This is a genomic window from Maritimimonas sp. 2304DJ26-3 (assembly GCF_056591635.1).
The window spans coordinates 433,333-457,856 of the sequence record NZ_JBWQOK010000002.1 but is presented as its reverse complement, the minus strand read 5'-3'; the positions used below and the strand labels follow the sequence as shown (position 1 = coordinate 457,856).

Sequence of the window (24,524 nt, the reverse complement as noted above, 5' to 3'; positions counted from 1 at the left end):
AACATTTAGCTTTCAAATTGCTATTTTTATTCTTGGTAATTAAGATACTATGTCTAAAAAATATACAATTCAAAAATCTCCATTTATAGTACCCACTACTGACGGAAAACTAATTGAAGAGCATTTTGGTAATGCCACTGATGGTAATTCAAATATTAGTATTGCTCACATGGTGGCGCCTCCTGGTTGGAGCGAACCTTTTCAAACGCCTGAATTTGATGAGTATACCTATATTATTAGGGGAAAAAAACAGTTTATAGTTGATGATGAGACTCTGGTTTTGGAACAAGGACAATCTATAAAGATAGATAAGAATACTCGAGTTCAATACTCAAATCCGTTTGATGTGGAATGCGAATATTTAGCTGTGTGCTCGCCTGCTTTTTCAATAAATTTGGTAAATAGAGAAGAATGAGTATTCAACCATTTCATATAGCCATACCTGTTCATAATTTAGATGAATGCCGAACTTTTTATAGAGAAATTTTAGGCTGCGAAGAAGGCAGGAGCAGTGATCATTGGGTAGACTTTAACTTATTTGGACACCAATTAGTGATTCATTACAAACCTAAATCAGAAGAACAATTGCACACTAATCCTGTGGATGGTAAAAATGTACCTGTACCTCATTATGGGGTTGTACTCGAGTGGGAACAATTTCACACTTTTGTTAATGAACTCGAGGCAAAAGGAGTTGAATTTGTCATTGAACCTTATGTCCGTTTTAAAGACGAGATAGGGGAGCAAGCTACAATGTTTTTTTTAGACCCTGCATGTAATGCTTTAGAGTTTAAAGCATTTAAAGATATTACTCAGCTATTTGCAAAATAAAGGTTAAAGATTTCTTAAATAAGAATTCCTTAACATTCTACGATTGTATTATGAGTAATTTTATACAATAAATCTAAAGTTATGCTAGTGTATTTAATTATAGAACTTATTTTAGCCATTCTTTCTTCCGTGGCTTAATGATTTTGTTACTTAGAACGTTTACTACTTATAAGAAGCATATATTTGCATTTTATAAGAGATATGTCGGCATTTTTAGATTTAGGAGTTAACAAAAAATATATAAAAGCTTTAAACGAATTAGGGATAAAATCACCTACAGAAATTCAAGAAAAAGCAATTCCCATCTTAGTAAATTCAAAAACAGACTTTATTGGCTTAGCGCAGACGGGTACAGGTAAAACAGCTGCTTATGGTTTACCAATTTTACATAGCATTGATGCAAATTTACCTATTGTTCAAGCATTGGTTTTGTCACCAACAAGAGAATTAGTTCAACAGATTAAAAAACAGTTATTTAAATTTACTAAGTATACTGATGACAAGATATTTCTAGAAGCTATTTATGGAGGTGAAAAAATTGATAAGCAAATAAATCGTTTACAAAGACCTACACATGTTATTGTGGCTACTCCTGGGCGTTTAATTGATTTGATAGAAAGAAAAACGGTCGATCTTAGAGCAATTAAAACGTTGGTTTTAGATGAAGCTGATGAAATGTTAAGCATGGGTTTTAAACAAGAATTAGATACTATTTTAAAGTACACTGCTGGAACTAGAAATACATGGTTATTTTCCGCCACAATGCCTGATGAAATTCAGAAAATTATTATGAATTATATGAGTACTGATGCGGAAAAAGTTGAAGTAAACAAAAATGCTCTAGTAAACGCAAATATTAGCCATCAATATTTCTTAACTTCTATAAAGGATAAAACAAGCAAACTTTTGCAAGTTCTTGATAAAAGAGTTGAAGATAGAGGTATTATTTTTTGTCGTACAAAGCTCGGTGCGCAAAGCTTAGCTAAAGAATTAAAAGAAGAAGGATTTTCAGTAGATGCATTAGAAGGAGATATGCAACAAAAAGAACGCGATAAAGTAATGCGTGCATTTAAAAATAAAAGCTTGCAGCTTTTGGTTTCAACAGATGTTTCAGCTAGAGGGATTGATGTAAATAATCTTGGTTTTGTCATTCACCACCAATTACCTGAAAATTTAGAATATTACACGCATAGAAGTGGTAGAACGGCTAGAGCAGGAAAGACAGGAGACTCTATTGCTTTGGTTTTGCCAAGTGAACTACAGCGTATTCACGAAATTCAAAAGGCACTAGGTATTCAGTTTAAAGAATCAATTATTTAGATATGGCATTGACAAATAATGATATTTTTAAAAAATTGAGAGTAGCATTAAAGTTACGAGACGATGATATTGTAAAGATTTGTGCTTTAGTAGATTTTAAAGTGTCTAAATCAGAAATAGGTTCTTTTTTTAGGAATGAAAATCATCCTAAGTATGTTGAATGCGGAGATCAAATTTTACGTAATTTCTTAAACGGATTGGTGATTCACTTACGAGGACCAATGCCTCTAAAAAAAGAAAATAAATCCAGTTAAAGAATAAATTTAGCTTTTATTTTCGCAAGCCAGAAGTGTGTTTTTTAATAACATAGCGATAGTCATAGGTCCGACACCACCAGGAACTGGTGTAATAAAGCTAGACTTTTTACTCACCTCTTCGAAAGCTACATCACCAGCTAAACGATAACCTCGTTTTTTAGAAGTGTCATCAACACGTGTAATACCTACGTCTATTACTACTACTCCTTCTTTTACCATATCAGCTGTTAAGAATTCAGGAATACCTAAAGCGGCAACTATAATATCTGCTTGACGTGTAATTTCAGGTAAATTTTTAGTACGACTATGTGTTAGAGTTACTGTAGCATTACCTTGTTTTCGTTTTTGAGCAAGTAGTATACTCATTGGCTCTCCAACTATATGACTTCTACCAATTACTACTACATGTTTTCCGCTTGTTTCTACTTCATAACGCTCTAATAATTCTAAAATCCCGTATGGTGTAGCAGGTAAAAAAGTAGGCATATTTAAGGCCATTTTACCAACATTAGTAGGGTGAAATCCATCCACATCTTTATCAGGATGTACAGCCATGGTTACTTTTAATTCATCAATATGTTTTGGTAGGGGTAATTGAACGATGAATCCATCGATGTCAGCATCGTTGTTTAATTTGTCAATTTCATTCAATAGTTCTTCTTCAGAAATGGTATCTTCTAACTTAACCAAAGTAGACTTAAAGCCAACTCGTTCACACGATTTTACTTTACTGTTCACATAGGTCATGCTGGCACCATCGTTCCCGACAAGTACAGCTGCTAGATGGGGTGTTTTTTTACCTTCGGCCTTACGCTTGGCGACAATTTCTGTAATTTCATCTTTAATAGTATTCGAAGTCGTTTTTCCGTCAAGTAAAATCATTTATTTAGAGTTTTTATAATTAAAAAAGGCTACTTAAGTAAGCAGCCCGTTATATTATCTTCCCATTCCTTTCATCATTTGCATCATGCGTTTGCCGCCTCCACCTTGCATCATTTTCATCATTTTGCTCATCTGATCAAACTGTTTCATGAGTTGATTCACTTCTTGAACGGTTGTGCCAGATCCCTTAGCAATACGTTTTTTTCTGCTTGCATTGATAGTTGCTGGCGTACTTCTTTCTTTAGGTGTCATTGAATGAATAATAGCTTCTATACCTTTAAAAGCATCATCGTCTATATCTACATCTTTCATCGCTTTACCAACGCCAGGTATCATACCAACAAGGTCCTTCATGTTACCCATCTTTTTGATCTGTTGAATCTGCTTTAAGAAATCATCAAAACCAAACTGATTCTTGGCAATTTTCTTTTGAATTTTACGAGCTTCTTCCTCATCATATTGTTCTTGAGCACGCTCTACTAACGATACCACATCACCCATACCAAGTATACGGTCTGCCATACGATCAGGATGGAAAACATCGATTGCTTCCATCTTTTCACCGGTACCTATAAACTTAATAGGCTTGTCTACAACTGATTTAATTGATAAAGCAGCACCACCGCGTGTATCACCATCTAATTTGGTTAATACTACACCTTCAAAATTTAAAATGTCATTAAAGGCTTTTGCAGTGTTTACAGCATCTTGACCTGTCATAGAATCTACTACAAACAGTGTTTCTTGAGGCTGTACAGCTTTATGAATGTTCGAAATTTCAGTCATCATTTCGTCATCAACAGCTAAACGACCAGCGGTATCAATAATAACTACATTTTTTCCATTTGCTTTTGCATGTTTGATGGCGTTTTGAGAAATTTCAACCGGATTTTGATTTCCTTCTTCAGCATATACTTCAACACCAATCTGCTCACCAACAACTTTTAATTGATTGATCGCCGCAGGACGGTACACATCACAACCGACCAACAATACTTGTTTGGTCTTTTTATTTTTAAGGTAGTTAGCCAGTTTCCCTGAAAAGGTAGTCTTACCAGAACCTTGTAAACCAGACATTAAAATAACAGTCGGTGATCCGCCAAGGTTAATACCTGCAGTTTCGCCACCCATTAACTCGGTTAACTCATCTTTAACAATCTTTACAAGTAGTTCACCTGGTTTTAATGCTGTTAATACATTCTGACCAAGTGCTTTTTCTTTAACACGGTTTGTAAATTGTTTAGCTATTTTAAAGTTAACATCGGCATCTAAAAGGGCTCTACGAACCTCTTTAAGCGTTTCTGCAACATTTATTTCGGTAATTTTTCCATGTCCTTTTAAAACATGAAAGGCTTTATCTAATTTATCACTTAAATTATTAAACATAATCCTGCGTCATTTTTTGTAAGTGGCAAAGATAAGAATTTGTGTGTAGAAATTTTAATTGGAAAAGAGTGTTTTTACGATAATTTCAGCAGCTTTTTTACTGCCTTTTTCGGATGGATGAAATCCATCTGCCCCATAATAGGAAAAGTCATTAGTTTCATCGAAATGCTCCTTCCAAATCTTACCGACAGGTGCGAGGAAGGCTTTATTTTTTTCAGCAGCATCTGTATGATTTTTGATCACGCCATCATAGGTTTGGTAGTACTGTCTCGATGGCCACACCATAAAATAGACCAATTTTGTTTTGTTTTGATCACACAGTTTTTTAATTTTTTTGCCATATTGAATAAGACTGCTTCTACCATAAGGTTGTGACGATGGGCCTTGTTGAATGATCACAAAATCGTAATGATTCTTTTTTATCAACTCTTGAACTATACCATCATTAAAATGATCTTCTAAAGCATAGTTTGGCTGGGCGATCATTTTGGTTATAACCTTTTCACCTTCTTTTTTGGCTTCATCTTCTACAAGTACGGGTAAATTATTGGTATAAGTAAGACTGTTACCAATAAAGAGGATGCTAGTTTTGGCATCAGATTGAGAAAATCCAATCTGAACTAAAATAATTAATAAACCGAAAATAATTTTTTTATCATGCATTTTATACGGGATTGATTAATATAGATTGAAAGTAATTATTAGATATAGTTAATACTTATAGCTGTAGTAAATGGTGTTTTTATTTTTTATTTTTGTTTAGCCATTCTATTAGTGTATTTATTACTTTAACTCTATTACTAATGAAATTATGATCAGATTCTAACATTTCAAAATCAACATTTTCTAATGGTTTAATCCAATTCTGATTGTTTTGGGTGTCTTCTATTAATAATACTTTTTTCTGTTTTAACAGGTCTTTATATAATAGTACATCGTATCGAGTTTTATTATCAAATATTTCTTGTAAAAAAGCTGAAGGATTTATATTTAGCATTATTTGCTTTTTTAGGTACTTTTTCCATCTTGAAAGTTTACTTAAATCGTGAATAGGATGAGTGCTGGAACCAGCATTCATAGATGAGATAGCTATAATTTTCTTTACTCTATTGTTTTTACTCCCTTGTATTAAAGCAATTCCACCACCAAAACTGCGTCCTAATATCACAAAATCATTAATGTTTATTCTTAATTTTTTAGAGTTTTCATTATTAGATAAGTATTTTATTATTTCATCTACATCTTCTAGACAATTGGAGTATAAAAACTCTCCTTGACTTCCCCATGACCCTCGATAATTAAAATGAATTACATTTCTACCCGTTCTTCTCAAAGATTGAGCGATATCAAACTGGTTATCATTTCCAGGTAATCCATGCACCATTATTACCGTTTCTTTTGGCTTTTTTCCACTAGCGATAAAAGCGTATCCTGCAATCGAATCTCCTTTTATATCAATAATCATTTCCTTATTGAAAGCTGGAAACATTGAATCAACAGAAAAATCACTGAAAGCTTTATTGCTATATGTTTGACCTACTCCGTAATAATGAATAAGTGCAATGGAGACTAATATTATTATTTTTCTCATGATTTTATTTAACTGATACCAATTTAATATAATTTGTTTAATACTTTATTAAAGTGAATGTTGGTAAATAAAGTTAGTTTTTTAAATAGTCACAATCAATATTTTCAAGTATATTTTATAATTTAGATACAAACTAACTCTTACTAATGTCACAACAAGAAAACAATGCCTATATTTTAGGTACAGAAACTGCAGAATTACATCGTTTAGGCTTACAGCACCAAGTTTGGTCTAGTGAGGCCATTAAAAGCTGGGAATTAGCAGGCTTTACTGCCGGGCAAACCTTTTTAGACTTGGGTTGTGGTCCTGGATTTTGCACCACCGAATTAGCCTATATAGCAGGAGAAAAAGGTAAAGTAATAGGCATTGATAAATCTGCATATTATATTGATTTTTTAGATAAAGTTGCTGAACAATTTAACTTAAATATTGAGACACAATGCTGTGATTTTGATGATATGCAATTAGATGATAATAGTATAGATGGTGTGTATGATCGTTGGGCCATGGCATGGATATCAAACCCTAAAGAGGTACTTGCCAAGATTCATAAAGCATTAAAAAAAGATGGAGTAGTGGTAACTCAAGAATATTTTGATTGGTCTACTTTACAATCGGAACCTCATATACCAGCTTTAGCTAAAGCTATTGCCGCAGCATTACAAAGTCTTAGAGATCAGAATGATATTGACGTTGGCAGAAAGCTACCAATATATTTTGAGGAATGTGGTTTTAAAGTAATTAGCACACGACCGCTTACAAAAATGGCAACGCCTAATCAGTTTACTTGGCATTGGCCAAAAAGTTTTTTTCATATCTACTTTCCTAAATTAGTTGACGCAGGTTATTTAACTCAGAAAGAAGTAGAAGAAGCTTTATTAGCTTTTAAAGACTTAGAAAAAATATCAGGCGCTACAATTTTTACACCTGCAATGCGTGAAGTAATTGCAAGAAAAATTTAATGTCTATCTTTTAAGGTATTTGTGTGATGTTCTACATGATAGGCTGTCCACATAATAATTTCGCGTACGGGCATTTTACCCATTAAGGGATGTGGTAAAATAAGATTATCAAGGTCTTTATCTTTCCATTTATTGGTTTTGTATTGTAACTTTTTATTTTCTGTTTTAAGTCTATTTAAAATATAGTCTTTCTCACTGGGTTTAGGAATTTTTACTTTTGAATTAAACTCTTTTGCTTTTTCTATATTTTGTGACAATTTATCTTGATACTTTTTTACAACGGCGTCATACGCTCTAACTTCTCTATTTGCTTTACCGAACTTAGAACGGAGCAAAAATTTAGGCATACTTAACGCATCATTTACCTTTTTTATACTTTGTAATAAATGTAGAGAATGTTGTCCAGAAGTCCATTTACCATTTGGGCCCTTTTCCCAGTTTTCTTGGGGTTCAGTCTCTAACCAATTAAACAAGTTCTTGTGTTTTTCTTCTAATAATTCTGTAATAGATTCCTTATCCATAAGTGATGAATTTTCGCTTTAAATATATAAAAAATGAAAAACTTACTATTTTAAGAAAATTATGGATGTTATTGTTCTAAGATTTCTAGGATACTTGCTATATGGTGATCGTCATGTTCTGCGGTAAAAAATGCCATATCTACAGCTCTCATCGGTACTTTTAATCGTGGATGTGTTGCAACGAATTGTTGTGAATCATCATCTAAACTCTTTAAAGAGGTAATTAAAACTGCTCTTTTTAGATTAAATTCTTCAATCAATTTTTTAATAGATTTTTCATTATGATTAGCGGCATAAGTTCTTTTATTACTCATGTCTGCTGCTCTTAAAATTTCTTTTCTATTCATAAAATCAGTAACTCTACCAATATGTAAATCTTCTAGATCGACCAAATGACCTATATGTTCTTTGATACTCCATTTGTTATCAAATTGATTTCTCAAATAATCATCAGGTATATTTTTAGTCAAACTTTTTATACGGATAGTAACATCGCCAAGTCGTGATAAAATATTTGGTAGCCATCCTGGTGGAATATCTAAGTTAAACTTACGATCTACCCATTTTGTGCGTTGCATAATTAAAGTTTAAAGTTCGTCTAAAAAATGACCTCTATGTTTTTCTTTGCTAAATTTTTCTTTGTTATATGCTTCAGATTGATTTTTTGGTACTGACAAGCTTTTCCAATTACTGCCTTTCATCATTTTCCCTAAATAGACTATTTGTCCAACATGGAACGGATAATGGCATAATTGTCTATTAATAGCTTCGGTAACAGAATGCCCTATATTTCTTATATAAACAATACGATCTAAATCCTCAGCTTTGAGCGAATTAATAATAGTAAATAAGGAATGCCATCCAGATTCCCAATAGGCAATAACTTCTTCTTTAGTAGTAAAAGTATTTATAAATTCTTGATCTCTATTTCGCCATTCTTTTTCACCATCTTCGGTGTAGAAATTCGTCCAACGACTTAGCATATTACCGGCAATATGTTTTACAATAATGGCTATAGAATTATCATCTATATTACTTTGCCAAAATAGTTGTTCTTCAGTAAGTTGTTCAAATGTTTTATCACCCAGACCTTTGTAATAATTAAATTGTTTTTGAATGCTGTCTATATAATTTTCTTTCATGCTATTATAAATAAAAAGAGCCCTCAAAACTGAGGACTCTAATTTAATTAAAACTTTTATCTTATTCTGATTTTACAAATTTAATAGAACTGGTATTTACACAATATCTTTTACCGGTTGTTTCGCGTGGACCATCATCAAAAATATGACCTAAGTGGCTATCACATCTTGTACATGTAATTTCTGTACGAATCATACCATGACTTGTATCTCTCGTGAATTCTATAGTACCGGGTATTGAATCATCAAAAGAAGGCCAACCACAGTGCGATTCATATTTAGTGCCCGATTCAAACAATTGTAAATCACATGCTCTACAATGATATGTACCTTTCTCGAAATGCTTAGTATAACCACCATCTCCGGGTCTATCTGTACCTTTTTGGCGTAGTACATAATATTCTTGCGGCGTAAGCTCTGCTTTCCACTCAGCTTCAGTTTTAACCACTTTTTCTACCTTTTTTGTCATTTGTTTTTTTGTAAGTTTTTCACTTTTCTTCTGTTGTGCAATTGAGGTACAACTTATTAATACCAACACTAGAGATAAAGACAGTAAGCGTTTCATAGTTTATACTTTAATAAATTCAATAATTCTTTTTATTACGTCGCTATTCCGTAAAATTTTTCTATGGCCTAATCCATTAGTAATTACCAATGAGCCATGTTGTAAATTTTGACGTAATTTAAAAGCACTACTTACATCTACATCTGTATCTTTAGTATCATGTAAAACCAATACGGGTATTGTAATCTTTTTGGCAGATTCGTTAGCCGAAATAGTTTTTACATTTTTGCTATTTGTATTATTAATATGTGTTTTAATTTTATCAGAAACTTTTTGTTTTAATTGTAATTTTTGAACAAAGGCATTAATTATTTTATTAAAAGAGCCTTCAATACCAATAGTAACAATCTTGTTGGTAAATGGACTTTCTGCTTGTGCATTTAGAATAGTAATACCACCATATGAGTGACCAATAGCAGCTTCAAATGGACCATATTTCTCAGCAATATATTTTACAATTTCTACATTTTCTAGTAACGAAATTGACTTACCTTTTGATTGACCATGAGCAGGAGCATCGTAGGTTATCACCATCATACCATTTTCTAACAATTTATCGGCAATTTCATATAATTGAGTGCCTCTACCAGCCCAACCATGCGTCAATAAAACCTTAGTTTTTGAAAATCCATATTCATAAAGCACGACTTCATTTTCTACTCCTGGTATTTGGATAGGAATGTTCTTTGCACTCTTACGCATCATCAATTCACGCTCAGGTGTTGGAAGTTTTGGAGGCGTTAAAAATAATTTTAAAGCAAACTTAGCAGCTAAAGAAGTCGAAAGAAATTGAAGTGTTTTTCCTTTGGTTATAATAGAAGAAGGAACTTCAAATGCATTTTTTGGAACGGATTTTGAATTGTTATTCATGAACACTAATTTAGGTAAAATTTGTATATTTACGAGTAAACAAAAAACGAATAGTATTATGAAAAAAATAGTAGCACTTAGTATAGTTTCTTTATTCCTGTGGAGCTGTAGTACTGTGCCGATTACAGGAAGAAAGCAATTTAGCTTAGTTAGTGATGCACAAATTTTGCCAATGGCTTTCCAACAATATCAAGGATTTCTTGATAATAATAAAGTTTCTACAAATGCAGAGATGACCAACCAAATTAAAACGGTTGGTAAACGTATTGCTGGTGCTGTAGACCGCTATATGCGAGCAAATGGTATGGCAGAAAAAGCGGATGCCTATAGATGGGAATTTAACCTTATTGATGATAAAACTGTAAATGCTTGGGCAATGCCTGGTGGTAAAACTGTTTTTTATACTGGCATCATGCCTATTGCTAAAAATGTTGATGGTGTTGCTGCCATTATGGGGCATGAGGTAGCACATGCTTTTGCTAGACACGGAGCAGAGCGAATGTCAACAGGTATGCTGGCACAAGCTGGTGGATTGGGCGTAGCATTGGCTACGGGTAATAAAAGTCCACAACAACGTCAATTATGGATGACGGCCTATGGTATTGGTTCGCAATTGGGGCAGCTAAAATTTAGTAGAACTCACGAAACCGAAGCTGATAAGTTAGGCGTAGTATTTATGATTATGGCTGGGTATAATCCTGCTGAATCTGTAAACGTTTGGGTACGCATGAGTCAACGTGCAGGCAAACAAGCTGCTCCACCAGAATTTTTAAGTACACATCCTTCTAATCAGACACGTATTAAAGGATTAACTGAATGGATTCCGCAGGCTAAAGTGATTGCAAAACGCTTAAATGCCCAAACTATGGCTAACTAAAAGATATTAGAATTAATTAGTACATTGTGAGCCGATCTTAACCGATCGGCTCTTATTTTTTACTTATGCTACAACGAGGAGACAAAAAATTAATCAATGCCTGGGCTTTTTACGATTGGGCAAATTCAGTATATTCTTTAGCAATTTCAACAGCTATTTTTCCATTGTATTATGGTGCAGTAACTAAAGATAAAGTAGTTTGGTTTTTAGGTACTAATTGGGATCATCCAGATTCACTGTATAGCTATGCGCTCTCATTTTCTTTTTTAATAGTCGCGTTTATTTCACCAGTACTTTCAGGTATTGCAGATTACACGGGCAATAAATTGAAATTTTTAAAGGCGTTTTGTTGGCTAGGGTCGCTTTCTGTAATGGCTTTGTATTTTTTTGATGGACCTGAAACCACTTGGATTGGTATTGTTTTTTCCATTTTGGCAAGTATTGGCTTTTGGGGGAGTATTGTTTTTTACAATGCATATTTGCCTGAAGTTGCTTACCCAGAACAACAGGATGCAGTTAGTGCTAAAGGATTTATTTATGGATACGCTGGTTCGGTTATATTGTTGATTATTAATTTAATAATGATAATGAAGCCTGAACTATTTGGAATTGAAACTGGTATGGCATCTCGTATTTCATTTATTATGATAGGTCTTTGGTGGCTTGGTTTTTCACATGTAACTTTTAGTAAGCTACCGAATAATGTATATCATAAAAAGCCAGAAAAGGATTATATCTGGAAAGGATTGAGAGAGTTACAGATCGTTGCAAAAGACTTGGTTAATTATCCACAACTTAAAACTTTTTTGATTTCATTTTTCTTGCTGAGTGTTGGTGTACAGACCATTATATTAATGGCAGCAATTTTTGGATCTAATGAATTAGGACTGCCATCTACTAACCTTATTATAACAATAATTGTGGTGCAATTAGTAGCAATAGTTGGTGCTGCAATTTTTTCTAGGGTTTCTGCACGTGTTGGAAATATTAAGGCACTTAAAATAACTTTAGCTATTTGGACTGGTGTTTGTTTTTTAGCCTTTATGCTAGATAAGAGTCAAGAAAATGTGCATATTTATTTTTATGGATTAGGTGGATTATTAGGCTTAGTGCAAGGTGCTATTCAATCTTTAACACGATCTACGTATTCTAAGCTATTACCTGAAACTGAAGACCATGCAACCTATTTTAGCTTTTATGATGTCACTGAAAAAATAGCCATTGTTTTAGGAACTTTTGTTTATGGTTTGTTATATGCGATTACAGACTCTATGCAATGGAGCGTATTGTTTTTGGCTATATTCTTTTTAGCGTCATTTATAGTATTGAGCTATGTTAAGAAAACGAAATATGTTCAATAATTAATTTAATATAAAAACAGTGATATGAAGAGTTTACAATTTTTAATAATATTATTTATTGTTTTTTTATTAATTAGATGTAATAATAAGACGAATATTTCAGACTCAGAGGTGAATCAATTTTTAGGACTTTGGTCTCTTCATATTGTGGAACAAAGGGATCCTGTAACTAATGCTTGGAGTGAATGGAGAAATGGAATGCAGGGCTACATTCTATATGATGATAAAAACAATATGTCCGTTCATTTAACTACAAAAGGCTATGAAAATACAGATCTCGATTTTCCTAACTTTACTGATACAATATCAAATGATGCACTAAAGTATCTAACAAATTCATACACTTACTTTTCAAAATATAGTATAGATACTGTAAGGAATGAAGTTACACATGCTAGAATATCTCATTCTAATCCACAAGAATGGAATGATGTAGTAGTAAGAAGATATACTTTTAAAGGAGATACTTTAATTCTCAAACCATTAGAAAAATCAAATGCACAATTGAGGTTAAAATGGATTAAAGACTCTAAGAACAACTAAAAAAACGACCAGCTAAAAACGTAAGTTTCTAACTGGTCTAAGGTAATTCAAATTTCCACTAAAACTACCTTTTTCTACTTCTTCTACCACTAGATTGGTTTCTATTACTATTGCTTTGATAAGAACGATTTCCTTTATTAAAATCACCTCCTCCAGAGCGACGTCTTCCTCCACCAAAACCACCACGTTTTCTGCCCCTAGATTGTAACTTTTGCTTTTTAGTCACCTCTACAATTACACCTCTTCCTTCAAATTCAGTATTTCTAAAAGATTTTAGAATAGCATCTTCAACATTCTTGTCAATTTCAAAAAATGAAAAGTTTTTAAGTATTTCTATTTGACCAATCTCAACATTTCCTTTATCTAAATTTTCATTGATAAATCCAATTAAACGGGCAGGATTTAATTTATCTATTTTTCCTAAATTAATATAGAACCTAGTAAAGTTTTCATCTCCACTTCTTCTGCGCTCTTTAGATGTGTCGCCATTTAGGTCTTGAGCACCTTCATAATAAGATAAAAATTGATTGAATTCTATAGAAACAAATTTTCTAATTAACTCTTCTCTATCTAATCCTTCTAATTTAGAATAAATTCCATCAAGGTAACCTTCAATTTGACTTTCATTTACTTCAACATCTTTTACTTTTTCTATTAATTTGAATAATTGTTTCTCGCAGATTTCTTTTCCATTAGGAACTTGTTTTGCATCAAACTTTTTGCCGATCTTTTTTTCGATTGGTGAAAGCTTTCTCTTTTCTCCGTTAGTAACAATTGCTATAGAAATACCCTTGTTTCCAGCTCTACCTGTTCTACCACTTCTGTGTGTATAAGACTCGGCTTCGTCTGGTAGTTTATAATTAATTACATGAGTTAAGCTGTTAACATCCAGCCCACGAGCTGCAACATCTGTAGCAACTAAAATCTGTAAATGTTTATTTCTAAACTTTTCCATAACAATATCTCGTTGTGCTTGCGAAAGATCACCATGCAGAGCATCTGCGTTATAACCATCTGCAATTAGCTTGGCAGCAACATCCTTTGTTTCTCTACGAGTTCTACAAAAAACAATACCATAAATATCTGGATTGATATCAGCTAAGCGTTTTAAAGCAGGATATCTATTTCTCTCTGAAACCAAATAAAATTCATGCGAAACATTATCAGAACCAGAATTGCGTCTACCAGCGTCTATTTCTACTGGATTCTTCATGTAGTTCTTAGCTATAGCGTTTACTTCTTTTGGGAAGGTAGCTGAAAATAATAAGGTTTGCTTGCTATTAGGAGTTACTTCTAGAACTTTATCTAAATCTTCTTTAAAGCCCATATTAAGCATTTCATCGGCTTCATCTAAGACAACCCATTTTATATTACTTAATTTTAACTTTTTACGATTTATAAGATCTACAGTTCTACCAGGAGTACCTACAACAATTTGAGCACCTTTTTTTAAACCTCTAATCTGTTTTTCGATATCTGATCCGCCATAGACAGTAATCACATTTAGATTTTTAATGTTTTTAGAGAATTCTTCTATGTTTTTGCCAATCTGTATAGCCAATTCTCTTGTAGGTGATAAGATTATGGCTTGTGTTTCTTTAGAAGCTGTATCGACTTGTTCTATAATAGGCAAACTAAAAGCAGCAGTTTTACCTGTACCAGTTTGAGCAAAGGCTTTTAAGTCATCTTTTGATGCTAAAATTTGCGGAATTGTTTTTTCCTGAATAGGAGTTGGTTGTTCATACCCTAGATCAACTAAAGCAGAAACAATTACTTGGTTTAAACCAAGTTCATTGAATTGAGACATATGTATTATTTATCAAACTAAGGCTCCAAAGTAAAATGCTCGTTAGCAGATAAATAAGCCCCTTGTTTATGAGGGCGCAAAAGTACATTAAATAAATTGATAAAGCACTATAATTAGTGTTTTTCAAGTTTCTTCAATTGTTTTTGAAAGTAATGACTAGAGAGATGAGTAAATCCTTTTTTTGCAATACCATTTTTATCAACTAATATGGCTCTAGAATGATCCAAATGTAACCAACTATTATCAATGTTTTTATCTAATCTGAATTGCTCCTTATCAGTTAATTTATAGGATTTAACATAAGATTTCCATTTAGGATTATTAGCATCTATACCTACAAATAAAATATCTGGGAATTGTTTTTTAAGATATTTTACACGCTTAGCCATATTCTCTATCTGACGATGACTTTTTGGCCAAAAATAGATGACAGCATTAGAACCTTTTACTACATCATTGATAAGTACTTTATTACCATAAGAATTTAAAACAATAAGTTTAGGGAGTTCAGTATTATCAGGTAAATTTTCATTAGCGCTAATAAGATTTCTTATTTCAGCATTATGTTTTTCATCAGTAGAATATTCAAAAAATAACTTCTTAGCTCTTTCCTTTTGTGGTTTAGAAATATAATCACTTAGACATACATTCCACATGGCTTCACCAAGTAGATTGTTTTTTAATTTTTTATTTTTAACATTATCTGCAACTATCTCTAGAAAATTAACAGCCATTGAGCTTTTATGTTCATCAAGTATTTCTTGCTCATAGCTTAAATGATATATATAGGTTTTAATATAATCGTGATATGCATACAGGTCATGCAGATCATCATCGTTCATGTTAATACTTTTTCTGAACTTATAGAATTTAGGAAGCATGTGGGGGTATTCTTTTAAACCCAATGCTTTTTTATGACGATAAGGGTATGCCTCTTTCTTTTTATATAATGGAAGTTCCATTGCTGCTACTGCATATTTTTCAAACAATGGAGAAATATCTGAAGCATCCTCTTTTAAAGTATAGAATAACTTTTGTTTTTCTTTTAATAATGAATCTATTTTTAATTGAAATAAGCTGTCATTCAGTTTATAATAATCATAAAATAATTTATCCTCTTTTTCATTAATTAAAAATATATTAATCAGCAAATTATTTTTGTCTGCTCCTTTACCGCTAAAAACAAGTGACTCATCAAAGTCCCAGGTATTAAGTCTCATCAATAAGCTATCAGTAGGCTCTAAAAAAATAAATTGTACTTCAGGGCCATGTTTAAAAGTGTACATTCCTTCTTTAATAGAATCAAATTCGAAAAGGAATTTATTTTTTTCTGATAACTTTGTTGAATCTAAAAGTTGTTCTCCTTTAAAAAAGAAAATATGAGAATCTTTAGGGTTAATGATTTTCCCCCCAAAATAAGTAGTATCGGTGACACCTTTTTCACCAACACAAGCAGAGAGAACGATAAGAAGAAGTAATAGTAATTTATATTTCAATAACTTTTTCATTTAAAATGAGCTCAAATCTAACATAATCCTTTCAACAAAACAAAAGTAGCTATCAGACTTGTGCAACCCTGTTAATTAGATGTTAAAATATACCGTTAATAATAGTTAAAAAAGGTGCTATTTCATTACTTTTGCCAAAATTTTAAAATAGGCAATATGTTAACGGTTTCTAACTTATCTGTACAATTTGGTAAACGTATATTATTTGATGAGGTAAATACAACCTTTACTAAAGGCAATTGTTATGGAATTATAGGTGCTAATGGTGCTGGTAAATCTACTTTTTTGAAGATACTTTCTGGTCAACAAGAAGCTACATCTGGCTCAGTTTCATTAGAAACTGGTAAACGTATGTCTGTACTTTCCCAAGATCACTTTGCTTATGATGAATTTCCAGTTTTAGAAACGGTATTAAAGGGTAACAAGCCTTTATATGATGTAAAAACTGAAATGGATAAACTGTATGCTGATTACTCTGATGAAAATGCTGATAGAATAGGAGAGTTGCAAGTACAATATGAAGAAATAGATGGTTGGAATGCTGAAAGTGATGCTGCAGCTTTATTATCAAATTTAGGAATCAAAGAAGATTCACATTATACATTAATGGGCGATTTAGATGGAAAGTCTAAAGTACGTGTATTAATTGCTCAGGCACTATTCGGAAATCCTGATGTGTTGATTATGGATGAGCCTACCAATGATTTGGATTACGAAACTATTTCTTGGTTAGAACATTTTTTAGCAAATTATGATAACACTGTGATCGTAGTTTCACACGATAGACACTTTTTAGATGCCGTTTGTACACATATTTCTGATATAGATTTTAGTAAGATTAATCACTATTCTGGTAATTATACGTTCTGGTATGAATCAAGCCAATTGGCGGCCCGTCAACGAGCTCAGCAGAATAAAAAAGCTGAAGAAAAGAAAAAAGAATTAGAAGAATTTATTCGTCGTTTTTCTGCCAATGTTGCAAAGTCTAAGCAGGCTACAAGTAGAAAGAAAATGATCGAAAAATTAAATATTGAAGATATAAAGCCATCAAGTAGACGTTATCCGGCTATTATTTTTGATCGTGACCGAGAAGCTGGTGATCAAATATTAAATATTGAAGGGTTAAGTAAAACGTTGGATGGTGAACTATTATTTAAAGATATTCACATCAATTTGACCAAAGGTGATAAGGTGGTTGTTTTTTCTAGAAACTCTAAAGCGGTTACTGCTTTTTATGAAATAATTAATGATCAAATAAAAGCTGACTCAGGAAAATTTAATTGGGGAGTTACAACTTCGCAAGCATATTTACCACTAGATAATTCAGAATTCTTTAAAAGTAACTTGACTTTAGTAGATTGGTTACGTCAGTGGGCGACTACTGAAGAAGAACGAGAAGAGGTTTATATACGTGGATTCTTAGGTAAAATGATATTTAGTGGCGAAGAAGCATTAAAGAAATGTAATGTGTTGTCTGGAGGAGAAAAAGTACGTTGTATGCTGTCTAGAATGATGATGATAAGAGCCAATGTATTAATGATAGATGAACCAACAAATCATTTAGATCTAGAATCTATACAAGCATTCAATAATTCATTAAAGAATTTTAAAGGAACGGTTTTATTTTCTACACACGATCACGAATTTGCACAGACAGTTGCTAATCGTATTATTGAATTAACACCTAGTGGTGTTATAGATCGTTATATGACATTCGATGAGTATTTTCAAGATGATAAGATTAAAGAGTTAAGAAATAAGATGTATTCGTAAACTAAAAAAGGAAGCTATTTAGCTTCCTTTTTTAGTTTTATAATCTTACTACTTCGTAGTAGTCATTTCCTTTTTTATAAAATACTCCTCTGCATTTATAATACTTTTTACCAGCCATACTTACAATTTTACCACCTTCGGGTAAAAAAGTAATCTTAGCTCCTTTAGGGGCAGGTTTTAATACATACTTGTTTTTCATTTTAGTATGCCATAATCCATCTATAACATAGTAGGTAATTCCATCATGTTTTGCAATGTTTTCTTGCTTTTCTGTATGCTTTATAGTTTCTTTTTCTTGGGCTTGTATAGTTGTAAACCCTAAGAACATAATCAACATCAATACTATATTTTTTAGCTTATTCATCTGTAAAAGATTGTTTTATATTATCAATTTAGTTTAATAACGTAGTTTCTGTTAGTTTCTTGCACGTTTTTGCAAATTACTTTTGCGTTTATTTCTAAATTCTCTCAATAACTTTTTATTGAAATCTTGTTCTGCTCTAAAAAGCATTATAATTTTTTTCCCAGAAACAATATTTTTAAGTTTTTGTTGTAGTTCTTGTTTGGCTTTTGCTACTTCAAAATCTATATTTATAAATTCACTTAAAATAGTATTAGCTTCGTTATCTGATAACTGATTAACACCACCAGCTTCTCTCATTCTCTTCGATAATTCCCTGGTTTTTAAAGTTTTTAAACTATAGATTTTCTTATCGTACTCGTTATAAACTGGCCAGAATTGCTGTGCCTCTTTTGAAGATAAATCAAGAGCATTAGTTATAAAGGCCGTTTTCATTGCTTTTATTTTTTCCCTAGCATTTTGCTGAGCAAATACTTGCAGTGAGAACAAGGTTATAATTAGTATTAAAAAAAACTTTTTCATTACTTTTTTTAGTTTTCCAAGATCATACTTTCAACATCCGTACCATTTAAATAATCTAACAGCTCAGCATCCTCGTCAAAAGTATCATTTTCTGATAAATCTACATCATTAAAAACCTCTGCAATTTCATAGCTATCTAGAGAAATTAAATCACTTTCAATCCATTCTTCAATTTCTGTTTCAGCCACTGCATCTGAAGGTGATGTTCTATTATAATTGATCACAAAAATGAATAATAAAGAAGCTGCTACAGCCAATGGAAGAATTACTTTTTTAAGACGGCTATTTAATGAAATAACTTTTGGTTCTTTTTGCTTTTCTTCATTTATTCGGTCAAAGACTCTATCTTCAAGTGTATCAAAGTAATCTTTTGGAATATCGAAACTTTCGGTTTTTATAAATTCTTTACCTAATTTATTAAATAGATTATCTTCAATTGAATCAAAATATCCTTTTGGTGTAGTAAAGCCATCCTTATCGGGAAATGTTTTTGTTTTTAATTCAGTCATAACGGAATCTTCTATGGTGTCAAAATATCCTTTCGGAACTTTGAATCCGCTTCCTTTTTGTTTTAATATGTCTAAATTACTTTGTTTCATTTCGCCAGTAAGACTAAAAATTACATAGATGGTTTAATATTATTGTGTTAAAAAATGCTCAATTTTTTTTACCGCATGATGGTATGATGCTTTTAACGATCCAACAGAAGTCTCTAGCGCATCAGATATTTCTTGATATTTCATATCATCAAAATACTTCATATTAAATACTAATTGTTGTTTTTGAGGTAATGTAGCAATTGCCTTTTGTAATTTTAATTGCATTTCATCGCCATCGTAATGTACATCTGCCTCTAAACTTTCGGCTAGCTTATATTGCATTTCACTAATGTCAATATTATTGCTTTTTGCTCTTTTATTGATAAAAGTTATTGATTCATTAGTTGCGATACGATACATCCATGAATAAAGTTTGCTATCTGCATTAAATTTATCAATATTTCTATAAACTTTTATGAAAGTGTTTTGTAATACATCGTCGGTGTCATTATGTGAAATGACAATTTTTCGAATATGCCAATACAAACGCTCTTTATATTGCGTCATTAATTCTCTGAACGCAATATCTTGAGTCTGTGCATTTTTTAGCTGTTCGATAAGTACCGATTCTTCTATCACTAAGCTTGGATTTTGTACTTAGACTATTAACGAAGAAAAAGGTTTAATATTGAATGTTAAAAGCGAACACTTGTTTTAATATTTAAAACTCTACCAGATAAGAAGTTTGGTACAGCTACGGATTGTTGCGAAGCAATATCGCGCACCCATGTATTTGTGATAGAATTTTGAACATCGAACATATTAAATAGCTCGATACCTACAGAAAATTCTTTAAATTTTTGTAGCCAAGTTGCTCTTGGCTTCTTTTTTTGATCTACCAATACATAAGAAATACCCACATCTGACCTAAAATAATCTTTTAATCGATTTTGAAATATATAGGGATCGGCATATGAAGGCGACCCTCCAGGAACACCAGTATTATATACCATGTTTAAATACATTTTTAGATTAGGATTACTTGGTACATAATCTTGAAAAAGGATGGCAAATTTTAATCTCTGGTCAGTTGGTCTAGAAATATAGCCACGATCTTCAATATTTTCTTTGGTGATTAAATAACCGAAAGTTACATATGATTCTGTACCTGGAACAAATTCACCGTTTAATCGAGCATCAAAGCCTGTAGCATATGCTTTTGCATTGTTTTTAGCACGATAACGTATTTGAACATTATCTACTGTAAACGGATTTACATCCGATAATGATTTATAATAGGCTTCGGTAACTAATTTAAAAGGTCTATCCCATAATTTAAAGCTATAATCGTTACCTAATACAAAATGTATAGAACGCTGTGCTTTAACTTCAGGATGTACTATTCCAAGAGAATCTCTTAGTTCACGATAAAAAGGAGGCTGGTAATAATAACCACCAGATAATCTAAAAAGCATATCTTTTTTCCAGTCTGGCTTAAACGCAAATTGTGCTCTAGGGCTTATAACGGTATGCTTGTCTGAGGCTTCATTTTTTGGTTTAACAGTCCAGTTTTGGGCTCTCACACCTAAGTTAATCCACAATTGATGCTTGCCGATATCAAATTGCCTACTCCATTGTGCAAACCCAGAAATACGATTTGTGGTCACATCGTTAAAAGCTCTGGCACTTGTAAAAGGAACTATAGGACCAACAAAAGGAGTATAAGGTTCATCATTTCTTGGCAACAGACTAGGTGGTCTTATTGAGAACCCAGCAGAATCTATCACTTCCCATTCAATAATCCTATCCTTGATATTTTCTGTTTGATACTTAACGCCAATTTCAAAAACATTTTCATCTTTTTTTAAAGTAGCTTTTGCCTGTACATTCGAGATAAATGCATCAAGATCATTACGAGCATGATCTAATTGTGAGCCAATTGATTGTGTAAATTCTACATCACCAAAATTATCACTACCAAAATCTGCATTCACTTCACCAATGCTGTAAGCACCAAAAATATCAAAATGTTCTTCTTCTTGAGTATTATAAGTAGAAGTAATTAAATTAAGAACTAGATCATCATTTACTATGTAAGTTGCTTTTAAAGCTCCAAATAAGGTTAAGTAGTTGTCATTTTCACGCCCTTCATAATTAACAACTAGTGCTTGAGCGTTTGCAATTGTTCCAAAATTTGTTCTACGAGTTATTGGAGTATAGTCATAATTATTCAGTGAAAATGTACCTAAAAAATCTAAGCTAAATTTATTAGTAAATTCATAGGATAGATATGTTTGCGCATCAGTAAAATTAGGTCTAAAGTTGGTTTCAGTATCCTTTGAGTTGACAAAAAGACTATTATTTCTATAGCGTATACCTAATATTGCTGATAATTTTTTGTCAAGCATTTCTCCTTCAACGGTAACACTTGCTCCTAGTAAGCTTGCATCTGCTGCTAGATTAAATTCTTTAGGTTTTTTATAGGTAATATCTAAAACAGAAGATAATTTATCGCCATATTTGGCTTGAAATCCGCCTGCCGAAAATTTTATATTCCGAGTTAAATTAGGATTCACAAAACTTAATCCTTCTTGTTGACCAGATCGAACCAAAAATGGCCGATAAACTTCAATTCCGTTTACATAAACAAGGTTTTCGTCATAATTTCCACCACGAACATTGTACTGTGTACTTAATTCATTATTACCACTAACGCCCAAGCCAATATTTCGCAACGTTGCTTCAATACCAGCGTTAGCACCAGGTAATTCCTTGGCGGTTTCTATATTTACATTGTCTATACCTTTTACTTTATCTCTATTATCTTGAACAACAACTTCTTTGATCTGTTCTGTTTTGGTTTTGAGTTTAGGGGAAAAAGTTACCGTACGATTTCTAGAAACACGAATCCGTTTAGTTAAAGTGTTGTATGAAACGTGGCTAAATATAATAGTTATAAATCTACCAGAAGGAATTTGTAATTGATATTCGCCTTTAGTATTAGAAGCTGTACCAGTTTTCTCAAAGCGTATAGTTACATCTTTAATTGGTTGGCCATTTTCATCTTTTATAATACCTTTTAAAGTACCAGTTTGGGCATGTAAGAAACTTATAAATAGAAAAAAGACAAAAGTAGCTGTAATAGAATTTTTCAAAAAAAGAAGCTTTACGTTCTAAAAATTATGGTTTTCTATAAAACGTTGCAATATACGTATTCGTATTATTAACATTATCAACAGCAATTAGTTTTAATGTATGTTTCTCACCTGCTAAAACCTTGTCATTAAAATCGTAAGTTAGTAATCCTCTTTTGGCATCAAATTCCATTAAAATCCATTCACCATCAATTTCTGCTCGGTACGATTTTATTCCTGAAAGGCCATCCGATATACGTACTTTCAAATATCGAAATTTACTTAAATCTTGGTTCTTTTTAAAATTAATTGGTTTGATTTTAGGTTTTTGATTATCAGAAAACAAAGCATAGTTGCCTAAATAATTATTCAATGTGTATAGTTTGTTTTCTTTTCGCTCTGTTCTGGAATAATATGGTATTCCTTTTGTATTTATCCTTCCTATAAATAACTTGTCTTGTTCATCTTTTGAATATCTAGAAACATTGAATGTTAAAGTAAATTTTCTATGTACTGGTACGCCAGGATTGTGAAGTTTTACAACATCATCCTCATGTTTAAAGTCAAAATAAAAATCATTATAAAAGCTACGCTTCGGAAAAGCTACCGTTACTGTACTATCAGAAATTTTATTAAATATATTTCTTTTAAAGTGATACGGCGTCTCCTTTATGCGCTTTTTAACATAAATTGAATCTTTCTTACCTTTTACAGGAATAAGAAGTTTCGTTTCATTTCCTTTAAAATCTGTCGCTTTTATTTGCACAGTATAAGAAGCACCATCTTCTACTTTTAAATAACCTTTATTTATTAATTTTTTATAAATACTAAGTTTATTAGCTGGTTCTACAAAGCATTTTTGTATACGCTGTCTTTTTTTATAAAATCGACCAAAGTCTATTAATGAGTTTATATACCGAGATTCACTAAAAGAAAATGTATTAACAGTATGTTGGTACATAGTAGTGCCATTTACCTTCATCTCTAGATTGAACAAACCATTATTATTTAATGCACCATCTAGTTTATCTATTGCATTAATACCAAAACCAATAGTTCCATAAGCTTCAATTTTTTGAGCCAATAAACTACCATCTGCCTGTTTTTTTAAGGTCAATTCTTTAATTCGACTACTTTGATTAACATGAGAAGTGTCTCCAAAAGAATAGACAACACCAGCTCTTATTTCAGGTTTTTTTGAATCGGCAACATCAATACCAAAATACATAGGGTTGATTGGCTTAGCATCAGCATCTCTTATTTCGTAATGCAAATGGGGGCCGCCAGAACTACCACTGTTTCCGCTAAAAGCGATTATTTCGTCTTTTTCTACTTTTAATTCATTTGATTTTGGAAATAGTTGAATAACAAAACTTTCTTTTTCGTATTGTTTCTTCTTAACGTACTCCTCAATTTTGGGTGAAAACTTGTTTAAATGACCATATACAGTTGTGTAACCGTTTGGATGCGTAATGTATAACGCTTTGCCATAACCCCAATGCGATATTTTTATACGAGAAACATATCCTTCAGCAGAAGAAAACACCTTTAAACCTATTCTCTTTTGAGTCTTAATATCTAAACCAGAATGAAAATGATTGCTACGCAATTCGCCAAAGGTTCCGCTAAGAATTAGTGGTATATCTAATGGTTTCCTAAAATAATCTTTAGGATAATCCATTTGAGAATTAGACAATAAAATAGAACCGAAAAAAAGTAAAACTAAAAGTATTCTCCCCATAATTTTGGCTAAAATACAGATTAGAAAATAA

The 24,524-nt window shown here is 32.1% G+C and carries 26 protein-coding genes; 9 read left to right on the top strand and 17 right to left on the bottom strand.

Annotated elements, in window-relative coordinates:
• The first annotated feature begins 49 nt into the window (after positions 1-49).
• The 4 genes from AC1EUV_RS07090 to AC1EUV_RS07075 all read left to right on the top strand — a co-directional run bounded on the left by AC1EUV_RS07090 (position 50) and on the right by AC1EUV_RS07075 (position 2,405).
• Entirely contained in the window at positions 50-415 is a 366-nt protein-coding gene (locus tag AC1EUV_RS07090; protein WP_480197981.1) for a cupin domain-containing protein, read from the top strand.
• A complete protein-coding gene (locus tag AC1EUV_RS07085; protein WP_480197980.1) occupies positions 412-831 on the top strand; it encodes a VOC family protein in 420 nt (139 codons plus the stop codon). The genes AC1EUV_RS07090 and AC1EUV_RS07085 overlap by 4 nt, the downstream gene beginning before the upstream one ends.
• Positions 832-1,032: 201 nt before the next feature.
• Complete coding sequence (locus tag AC1EUV_RS07080; RefSeq protein WP_480197979.1) at positions 1,033-2,151, top strand: DEAD/DEAH box helicase; 1,119 nt, start codon at positions 1,033-1,035, stop codon at positions 2,149-2,151.
• Between the two features lie 2 nt (positions 2,152-2,153).
• Entirely contained in the window at positions 2,154-2,405 is a 252-nt protein-coding gene (locus AC1EUV_RS07075; RefSeq protein ID WP_480197978.1) for a DUF1456 family protein, read from the top strand.
• Positions 2,406-2,414: 9 nt separating this feature from the next.
• Here the strand turns inward: AC1EUV_RS07075 and folD are convergent, their stop codons facing one another.
• The 4 genes from folD to AC1EUV_RS07055 form a co-directional block, all read right to left on the bottom strand.
• Positions 2,415-3,290, bottom strand: coding sequence for a bifunctional methylenetetrahydrofolate dehydrogenase/methenyltetrahydrofolate cyclohydrolase FolD (folD, locus tag AC1EUV_RS07070; protein WP_480197977.1), 876 nt, complete (start codon positions 3,288-3,290; stop codon positions 2,415-2,417).
• A 54-nt stretch (positions 3,291-3,344) separates the two neighbouring features.
• Positions 3,345-4,676, bottom strand: a complete 1,332-nt coding sequence (gene ffh / locus AC1EUV_RS07065; protein WP_480197976.1) for a signal recognition particle protein — start codon at positions 4,674-4,676, stop codon at positions 3,345-3,347.
• Positions 4,677-4,730: 54 nt separating this feature from the next.
• Positions 4,731-5,339 (bottom strand): SGNH/GDSL hydrolase family protein, encoded by a 609-nt coding sequence (locus tag AC1EUV_RS07060; protein ID WP_480197975.1) that lies wholly within the window; start codon positions 5,337-5,339, stop codon positions 4,731-4,733.
• A 79-nt stretch (positions 5,340-5,418) separates the two neighbouring features.
• Positions 5,419-6,267 carry an alpha/beta hydrolase family protein gene (locus tag AC1EUV_RS07055; protein ID WP_480197974.1) on the bottom strand — a complete coding sequence of 283 codons (849 nt, stop codon included), beginning with the start codon at positions 6,265-6,267 and terminating at the stop codon, positions 5,419-5,421.
• A gap of 146 nt (positions 6,268-6,413) precedes the next feature.
• Here AC1EUV_RS07055 and AC1EUV_RS07050 point away from each other — a divergent pair, with 146 nt between their 5' ends.
• Positions 6,414-7,229 (top strand): methyltransferase domain-containing protein, encoded by an 816-nt coding sequence (locus AC1EUV_RS07050; protein WP_480197973.1) that lies wholly within the window; start codon positions 6,414-6,416, stop codon positions 7,227-7,229.
• Here AC1EUV_RS07050 and AC1EUV_RS07045 read toward each other — a convergent pair.
• From AC1EUV_RS07045 to AC1EUV_RS07025, 5 genes are all read right to left on the bottom strand, one after another.
• The gene (locus tag AC1EUV_RS07045) at positions 7,226-7,750 is read right to left on the bottom strand and encodes a DinB family protein (RefSeq protein ID WP_480197972.1); all 525 of its coding nucleotides are present in this window, start codon (positions 7,748-7,750) and stop codon (positions 7,226-7,228) included. The genes AC1EUV_RS07050 and AC1EUV_RS07045 overlap by 4 nt on opposite strands.
• Positions 7,751-7,818: 68 nt before the next feature.
• Positions 7,819-8,328 carry a DinB family protein gene (locus AC1EUV_RS07040; protein ID WP_480197971.1) on the bottom strand — a complete coding sequence of 170 codons (510 nt, stop codon included), beginning with the start codon at positions 8,326-8,328 and terminating at the stop codon, positions 7,819-7,821.
• Between the two features lie 9 nt (positions 8,329-8,337).
• The gene (locus AC1EUV_RS07035; protein ID WP_480197970.1) at positions 8,338-8,892 is read right to left on the bottom strand and encodes a DUF1572 family protein; all 555 of its coding nucleotides are present in this window, start codon (positions 8,890-8,892) and stop codon (positions 8,338-8,340) included.
• A 61-nt stretch (positions 8,893-8,953) separates the two neighbouring features.
• Positions 8,954-9,457: a peptide-methionine (R)-S-oxide reductase MsrB gene (msrB, locus tag AC1EUV_RS07030; RefSeq protein ID WP_480197969.1), complete on the bottom strand. Its 504-nt coding sequence runs from the start codon at positions 9,455-9,457 to the stop codon at positions 8,954-8,956.
• Between the two features lie 3 nt (positions 9,458-9,460).
• Complete coding sequence (locus AC1EUV_RS07025; protein WP_480197968.1) at positions 9,461-10,327, bottom strand: alpha/beta fold hydrolase; 867 nt, start codon at positions 10,325-10,327, stop codon at positions 9,461-9,463.
• 58 nt (positions 10,328-10,385) lie between these two features.
• On the opposite strand from AC1EUV_RS07025, the gene AC1EUV_RS07020 reads away from it, so the two are divergent.
• From AC1EUV_RS07020 to AC1EUV_RS07010, 3 genes are all read left to right on the top strand, one after another.
• Positions 10,386-11,204 (top strand): M48 family metallopeptidase, encoded by an 819-nt coding sequence (locus AC1EUV_RS07020; RefSeq protein ID WP_480197967.1) that lies wholly within the window; start codon positions 10,386-10,388, stop codon positions 11,202-11,204.
• A 65-nt stretch (positions 11,205-11,269) separates the two neighbouring features.
• Entirely contained in the window at positions 11,270-12,565 is a 1,296-nt protein-coding gene (locus AC1EUV_RS07015; protein WP_480197966.1) for an MFS transporter, read from the top strand.
• A 24-nt stretch (positions 12,566-12,589) separates the two neighbouring features.
• Positions 12,590-13,108, top strand: coding sequence for a lipocalin-like domain-containing protein (locus AC1EUV_RS07010; RefSeq protein ID WP_480197965.1), 519 nt, complete (start codon positions 12,590-12,592; stop codon positions 13,106-13,108).
• Positions 13,109-13,172: 64 nt separating this feature from the next.
• Here the strand turns inward: AC1EUV_RS07010 and AC1EUV_RS07005 are convergent, their stop codons facing one another.
• Both AC1EUV_RS07005 and AC1EUV_RS07000 read right to left on the bottom strand, forming a co-directional pair.
• Positions 13,173-14,915: a DEAD/DEAH box helicase gene (locus AC1EUV_RS07005; protein WP_480197964.1), complete on the bottom strand. Its 1,743-nt coding sequence runs from the start codon at positions 14,913-14,915 to the stop codon at positions 13,173-13,175.
• 113 nt (positions 14,916-15,028) lie between these two features.
• Positions 15,029-16,423, bottom strand: a complete 1,395-nt coding sequence (locus AC1EUV_RS07000; RefSeq protein WP_480197963.1) for a hypothetical protein — start codon at positions 16,421-16,423, stop codon at positions 15,029-15,031.
• Between the two features lie 156 nt (positions 16,424-16,579).
• On the opposite strand from AC1EUV_RS07000, the gene AC1EUV_RS06995 reads away from it, so the two are divergent.
• On the top strand, positions 16,580-18,196 hold the full coding sequence (locus tag AC1EUV_RS06995; RefSeq protein WP_480197962.1) for an ABC-F family ATP-binding cassette domain-containing protein: 1,617 nt from the start codon (positions 16,580-16,582) through the stop codon (positions 18,194-18,196).
• A 37-nt stretch (positions 18,197-18,233) separates the two neighbouring features.
• On the opposite strand, the gene AC1EUV_RS06990 is transcribed toward AC1EUV_RS06995, so the two are convergent.
• From AC1EUV_RS06990 to AC1EUV_RS06965, 6 genes are read right to left on the bottom strand one after another with little or no spacing between them, the layout of a single operon-like run.
• On the bottom strand, positions 18,234-18,560 hold the full coding sequence (locus AC1EUV_RS06990) for a DUF6515 family protein (RefSeq protein ID WP_480197961.1): 327 nt from the start codon (positions 18,558-18,560) through the stop codon (positions 18,234-18,236).
• 51 nt (positions 18,561-18,611) lie between these two features.
• Positions 18,612-19,079: a hypothetical protein gene (locus AC1EUV_RS06985; protein ID WP_480197960.1), complete on the bottom strand. Its 468-nt coding sequence runs from the start codon at positions 19,077-19,079 to the stop codon at positions 18,612-18,614.
• 8 nt (positions 19,080-19,087) lie between these two features.
• On the bottom strand, positions 19,088-19,678 hold the full coding sequence (locus tag AC1EUV_RS06980; RefSeq protein ID WP_480197959.1) for a hypothetical protein: 591 nt from the start codon (positions 19,676-19,678) through the stop codon (positions 19,088-19,090).
• Between the two features lie 39 nt (positions 19,679-19,717).
• Positions 19,718-20,257, bottom strand: a complete 540-nt coding sequence (locus AC1EUV_RS06975) for an RNA polymerase sigma factor (RefSeq protein WP_480197958.1) — start codon at positions 20,255-20,257, stop codon at positions 19,718-19,720.
• A 56-nt stretch (positions 20,258-20,313) separates the two neighbouring features.
• Entirely contained in the window at positions 20,314-22,773 is a 2,460-nt protein-coding gene (locus AC1EUV_RS06970) for a TonB-dependent receptor (protein ID WP_480197957.1), read from the bottom strand.
• Between the two features lie 25 nt (positions 22,774-22,798).
• On the bottom strand, positions 22,799-24,493 hold the full coding sequence (locus AC1EUV_RS06965) for a M23 family metallopeptidase (protein WP_480197956.1): 1,695 nt from the start codon (positions 24,491-24,493) through the stop codon (positions 22,799-22,801).
• Positions 24,494-24,524 lie beyond the last annotated feature (31 nt).

Excerpts from the sequence above, each read along its gene's own strand:
- AC1EUV_RS07055 (WP_480197974.1), bottom strand. The coding sequence starts at position 6,267 with ATGAGAAAAATAATAATATTAGTCTCCATTGCACTTATTCATTATTAC.
- AC1EUV_RS07050 (WP_480197973.1), top strand. The coding sequence starts at position 6,414 with ATGTCACAACAAGAAAACAATGCCTATATTTTAGGTACAGAAACTGCA.
- AC1EUV_RS07035 (WP_480197970.1), bottom strand. The coding sequence starts at position 8,892 with ATGAAAGAAAATTATATAGACAGCATTCAAAAACAATTTAATTATTAC.
- AC1EUV_RS07005 (WP_480197964.1), bottom strand. The coding sequence starts at position 14,915 with ATGTCTCAATTCAATGAACTTGGTTTAAACCAAGTAATTGTTTCTGCT.
- AC1EUV_RS07060 (WP_480197975.1), bottom strand. The coding sequence starts at position 5,339 with ATGCATGATAAAAAAATTATTTTCGGTTTATTAATTATTTTAGTTCAG.
- AC1EUV_RS07040 (WP_480197971.1), bottom strand. The coding sequence starts at position 8,328 with ATGCAACGCACAAAATGGGTAGATCGTAAGTTTAACTTAGATATTCCA.
- AC1EUV_RS06990 (WP_480197961.1), bottom strand. The coding sequence starts at position 18,560 with ATGAATAAGCTAAAAAATATAGTATTGATGTTGATTATGTTCTTAGGG.
- AC1EUV_RS06995 (WP_480197962.1), top strand. The coding sequence starts at position 16,580 with ATGTTAACGGTTTCTAACTTATCTGTACAATTTGGTAAACGTATATTA.
- AC1EUV_RS07080 (WP_480197979.1), top strand. The coding sequence starts at position 1,033 with ATGTCGGCATTTTTAGATTTAGGAGTTAACAAAAAATATATAAAAGCT.
- folD (WP_480197977.1), bottom strand. The coding sequence starts at position 3,290 with ATGATTTTACTTGACGGAAAAACGACTTCGAATACTATTAAAGATGAA.
- AC1EUV_RS06985 (WP_480197960.1), bottom strand. The coding sequence starts at position 19,079 with ATGAAAAAGTTTTTTTTAATACTAATTATAACCTTGTTCTCACTGCAA.
- msrB (WP_480197969.1), bottom strand. The coding sequence starts at position 9,457 with ATGAAACGCTTACTGTCTTTATCTCTAGTGTTGGTATTAATAAGTTGT.
- AC1EUV_RS07015 (WP_480197966.1), top strand. The coding sequence starts at position 11,270 with ATGCTACAACGAGGAGACAAAAAATTAATCAATGCCTGGGCTTTTTAC.
- ffh (WP_480197976.1), bottom strand. The coding sequence starts at position 4,676 with ATGTTTAATAATTTAAGTGATAAATTAGATAAAGCCTTTCATGTTTTA.
- AC1EUV_RS07020 (WP_480197967.1), top strand. The coding sequence starts at position 10,386 with ATGAAAAAAATAGTAGCACTTAGTATAGTTTCTTTATTCCTGTGGAGC.
- AC1EUV_RS07075 (WP_480197978.1), top strand. The coding sequence starts at position 2,154 with ATGGCATTGACAAATAATGATATTTTTAAAAAATTGAGAGTAGCATTA.
- AC1EUV_RS06980 (WP_480197959.1), bottom strand. The coding sequence starts at position 19,678 with ATGAAACAAAGTAATTTAGACATATTAAAACAAAAAGGAAGCGGATTC.
- AC1EUV_RS06965 (WP_480197956.1), bottom strand. The coding sequence starts at position 24,493 with ATGGGGAGAATACTTTTAGTTTTACTTTTTTTCGGTTCTATTTTATTG.
- AC1EUV_RS07085 (WP_480197980.1), top strand. The coding sequence starts at position 412 with ATGAGTATTCAACCATTTCATATAGCCATACCTGTTCATAATTTAGAT.
- AC1EUV_RS07000 (WP_480197963.1), bottom strand. The coding sequence starts at position 16,423 with ATGAAAAAGTTATTGAAATATAAATTACTATTACTTCTTCTTATCGTT.
- AC1EUV_RS07090 (WP_480197981.1), top strand. The coding sequence starts at position 50 with ATGTCTAAAAAATATACAATTCAAAAATCTCCATTTATAGTACCCACT.
- AC1EUV_RS07025 (WP_480197968.1), bottom strand. The coding sequence starts at position 10,327 with ATGAATAACAATTCAAAATCCGTTCCAAAAAATGCATTTGAAGTTCCT.
- AC1EUV_RS07010 (WP_480197965.1), top strand. The coding sequence starts at position 12,590 with ATGAAGAGTTTACAATTTTTAATAATATTATTTATTGTTTTTTTATTA.
- AC1EUV_RS07045 (WP_480197972.1), bottom strand. The coding sequence starts at position 7,750 with ATGGATAAGGAATCTATTACAGAATTATTAGAAGAAAAACACAAGAAC.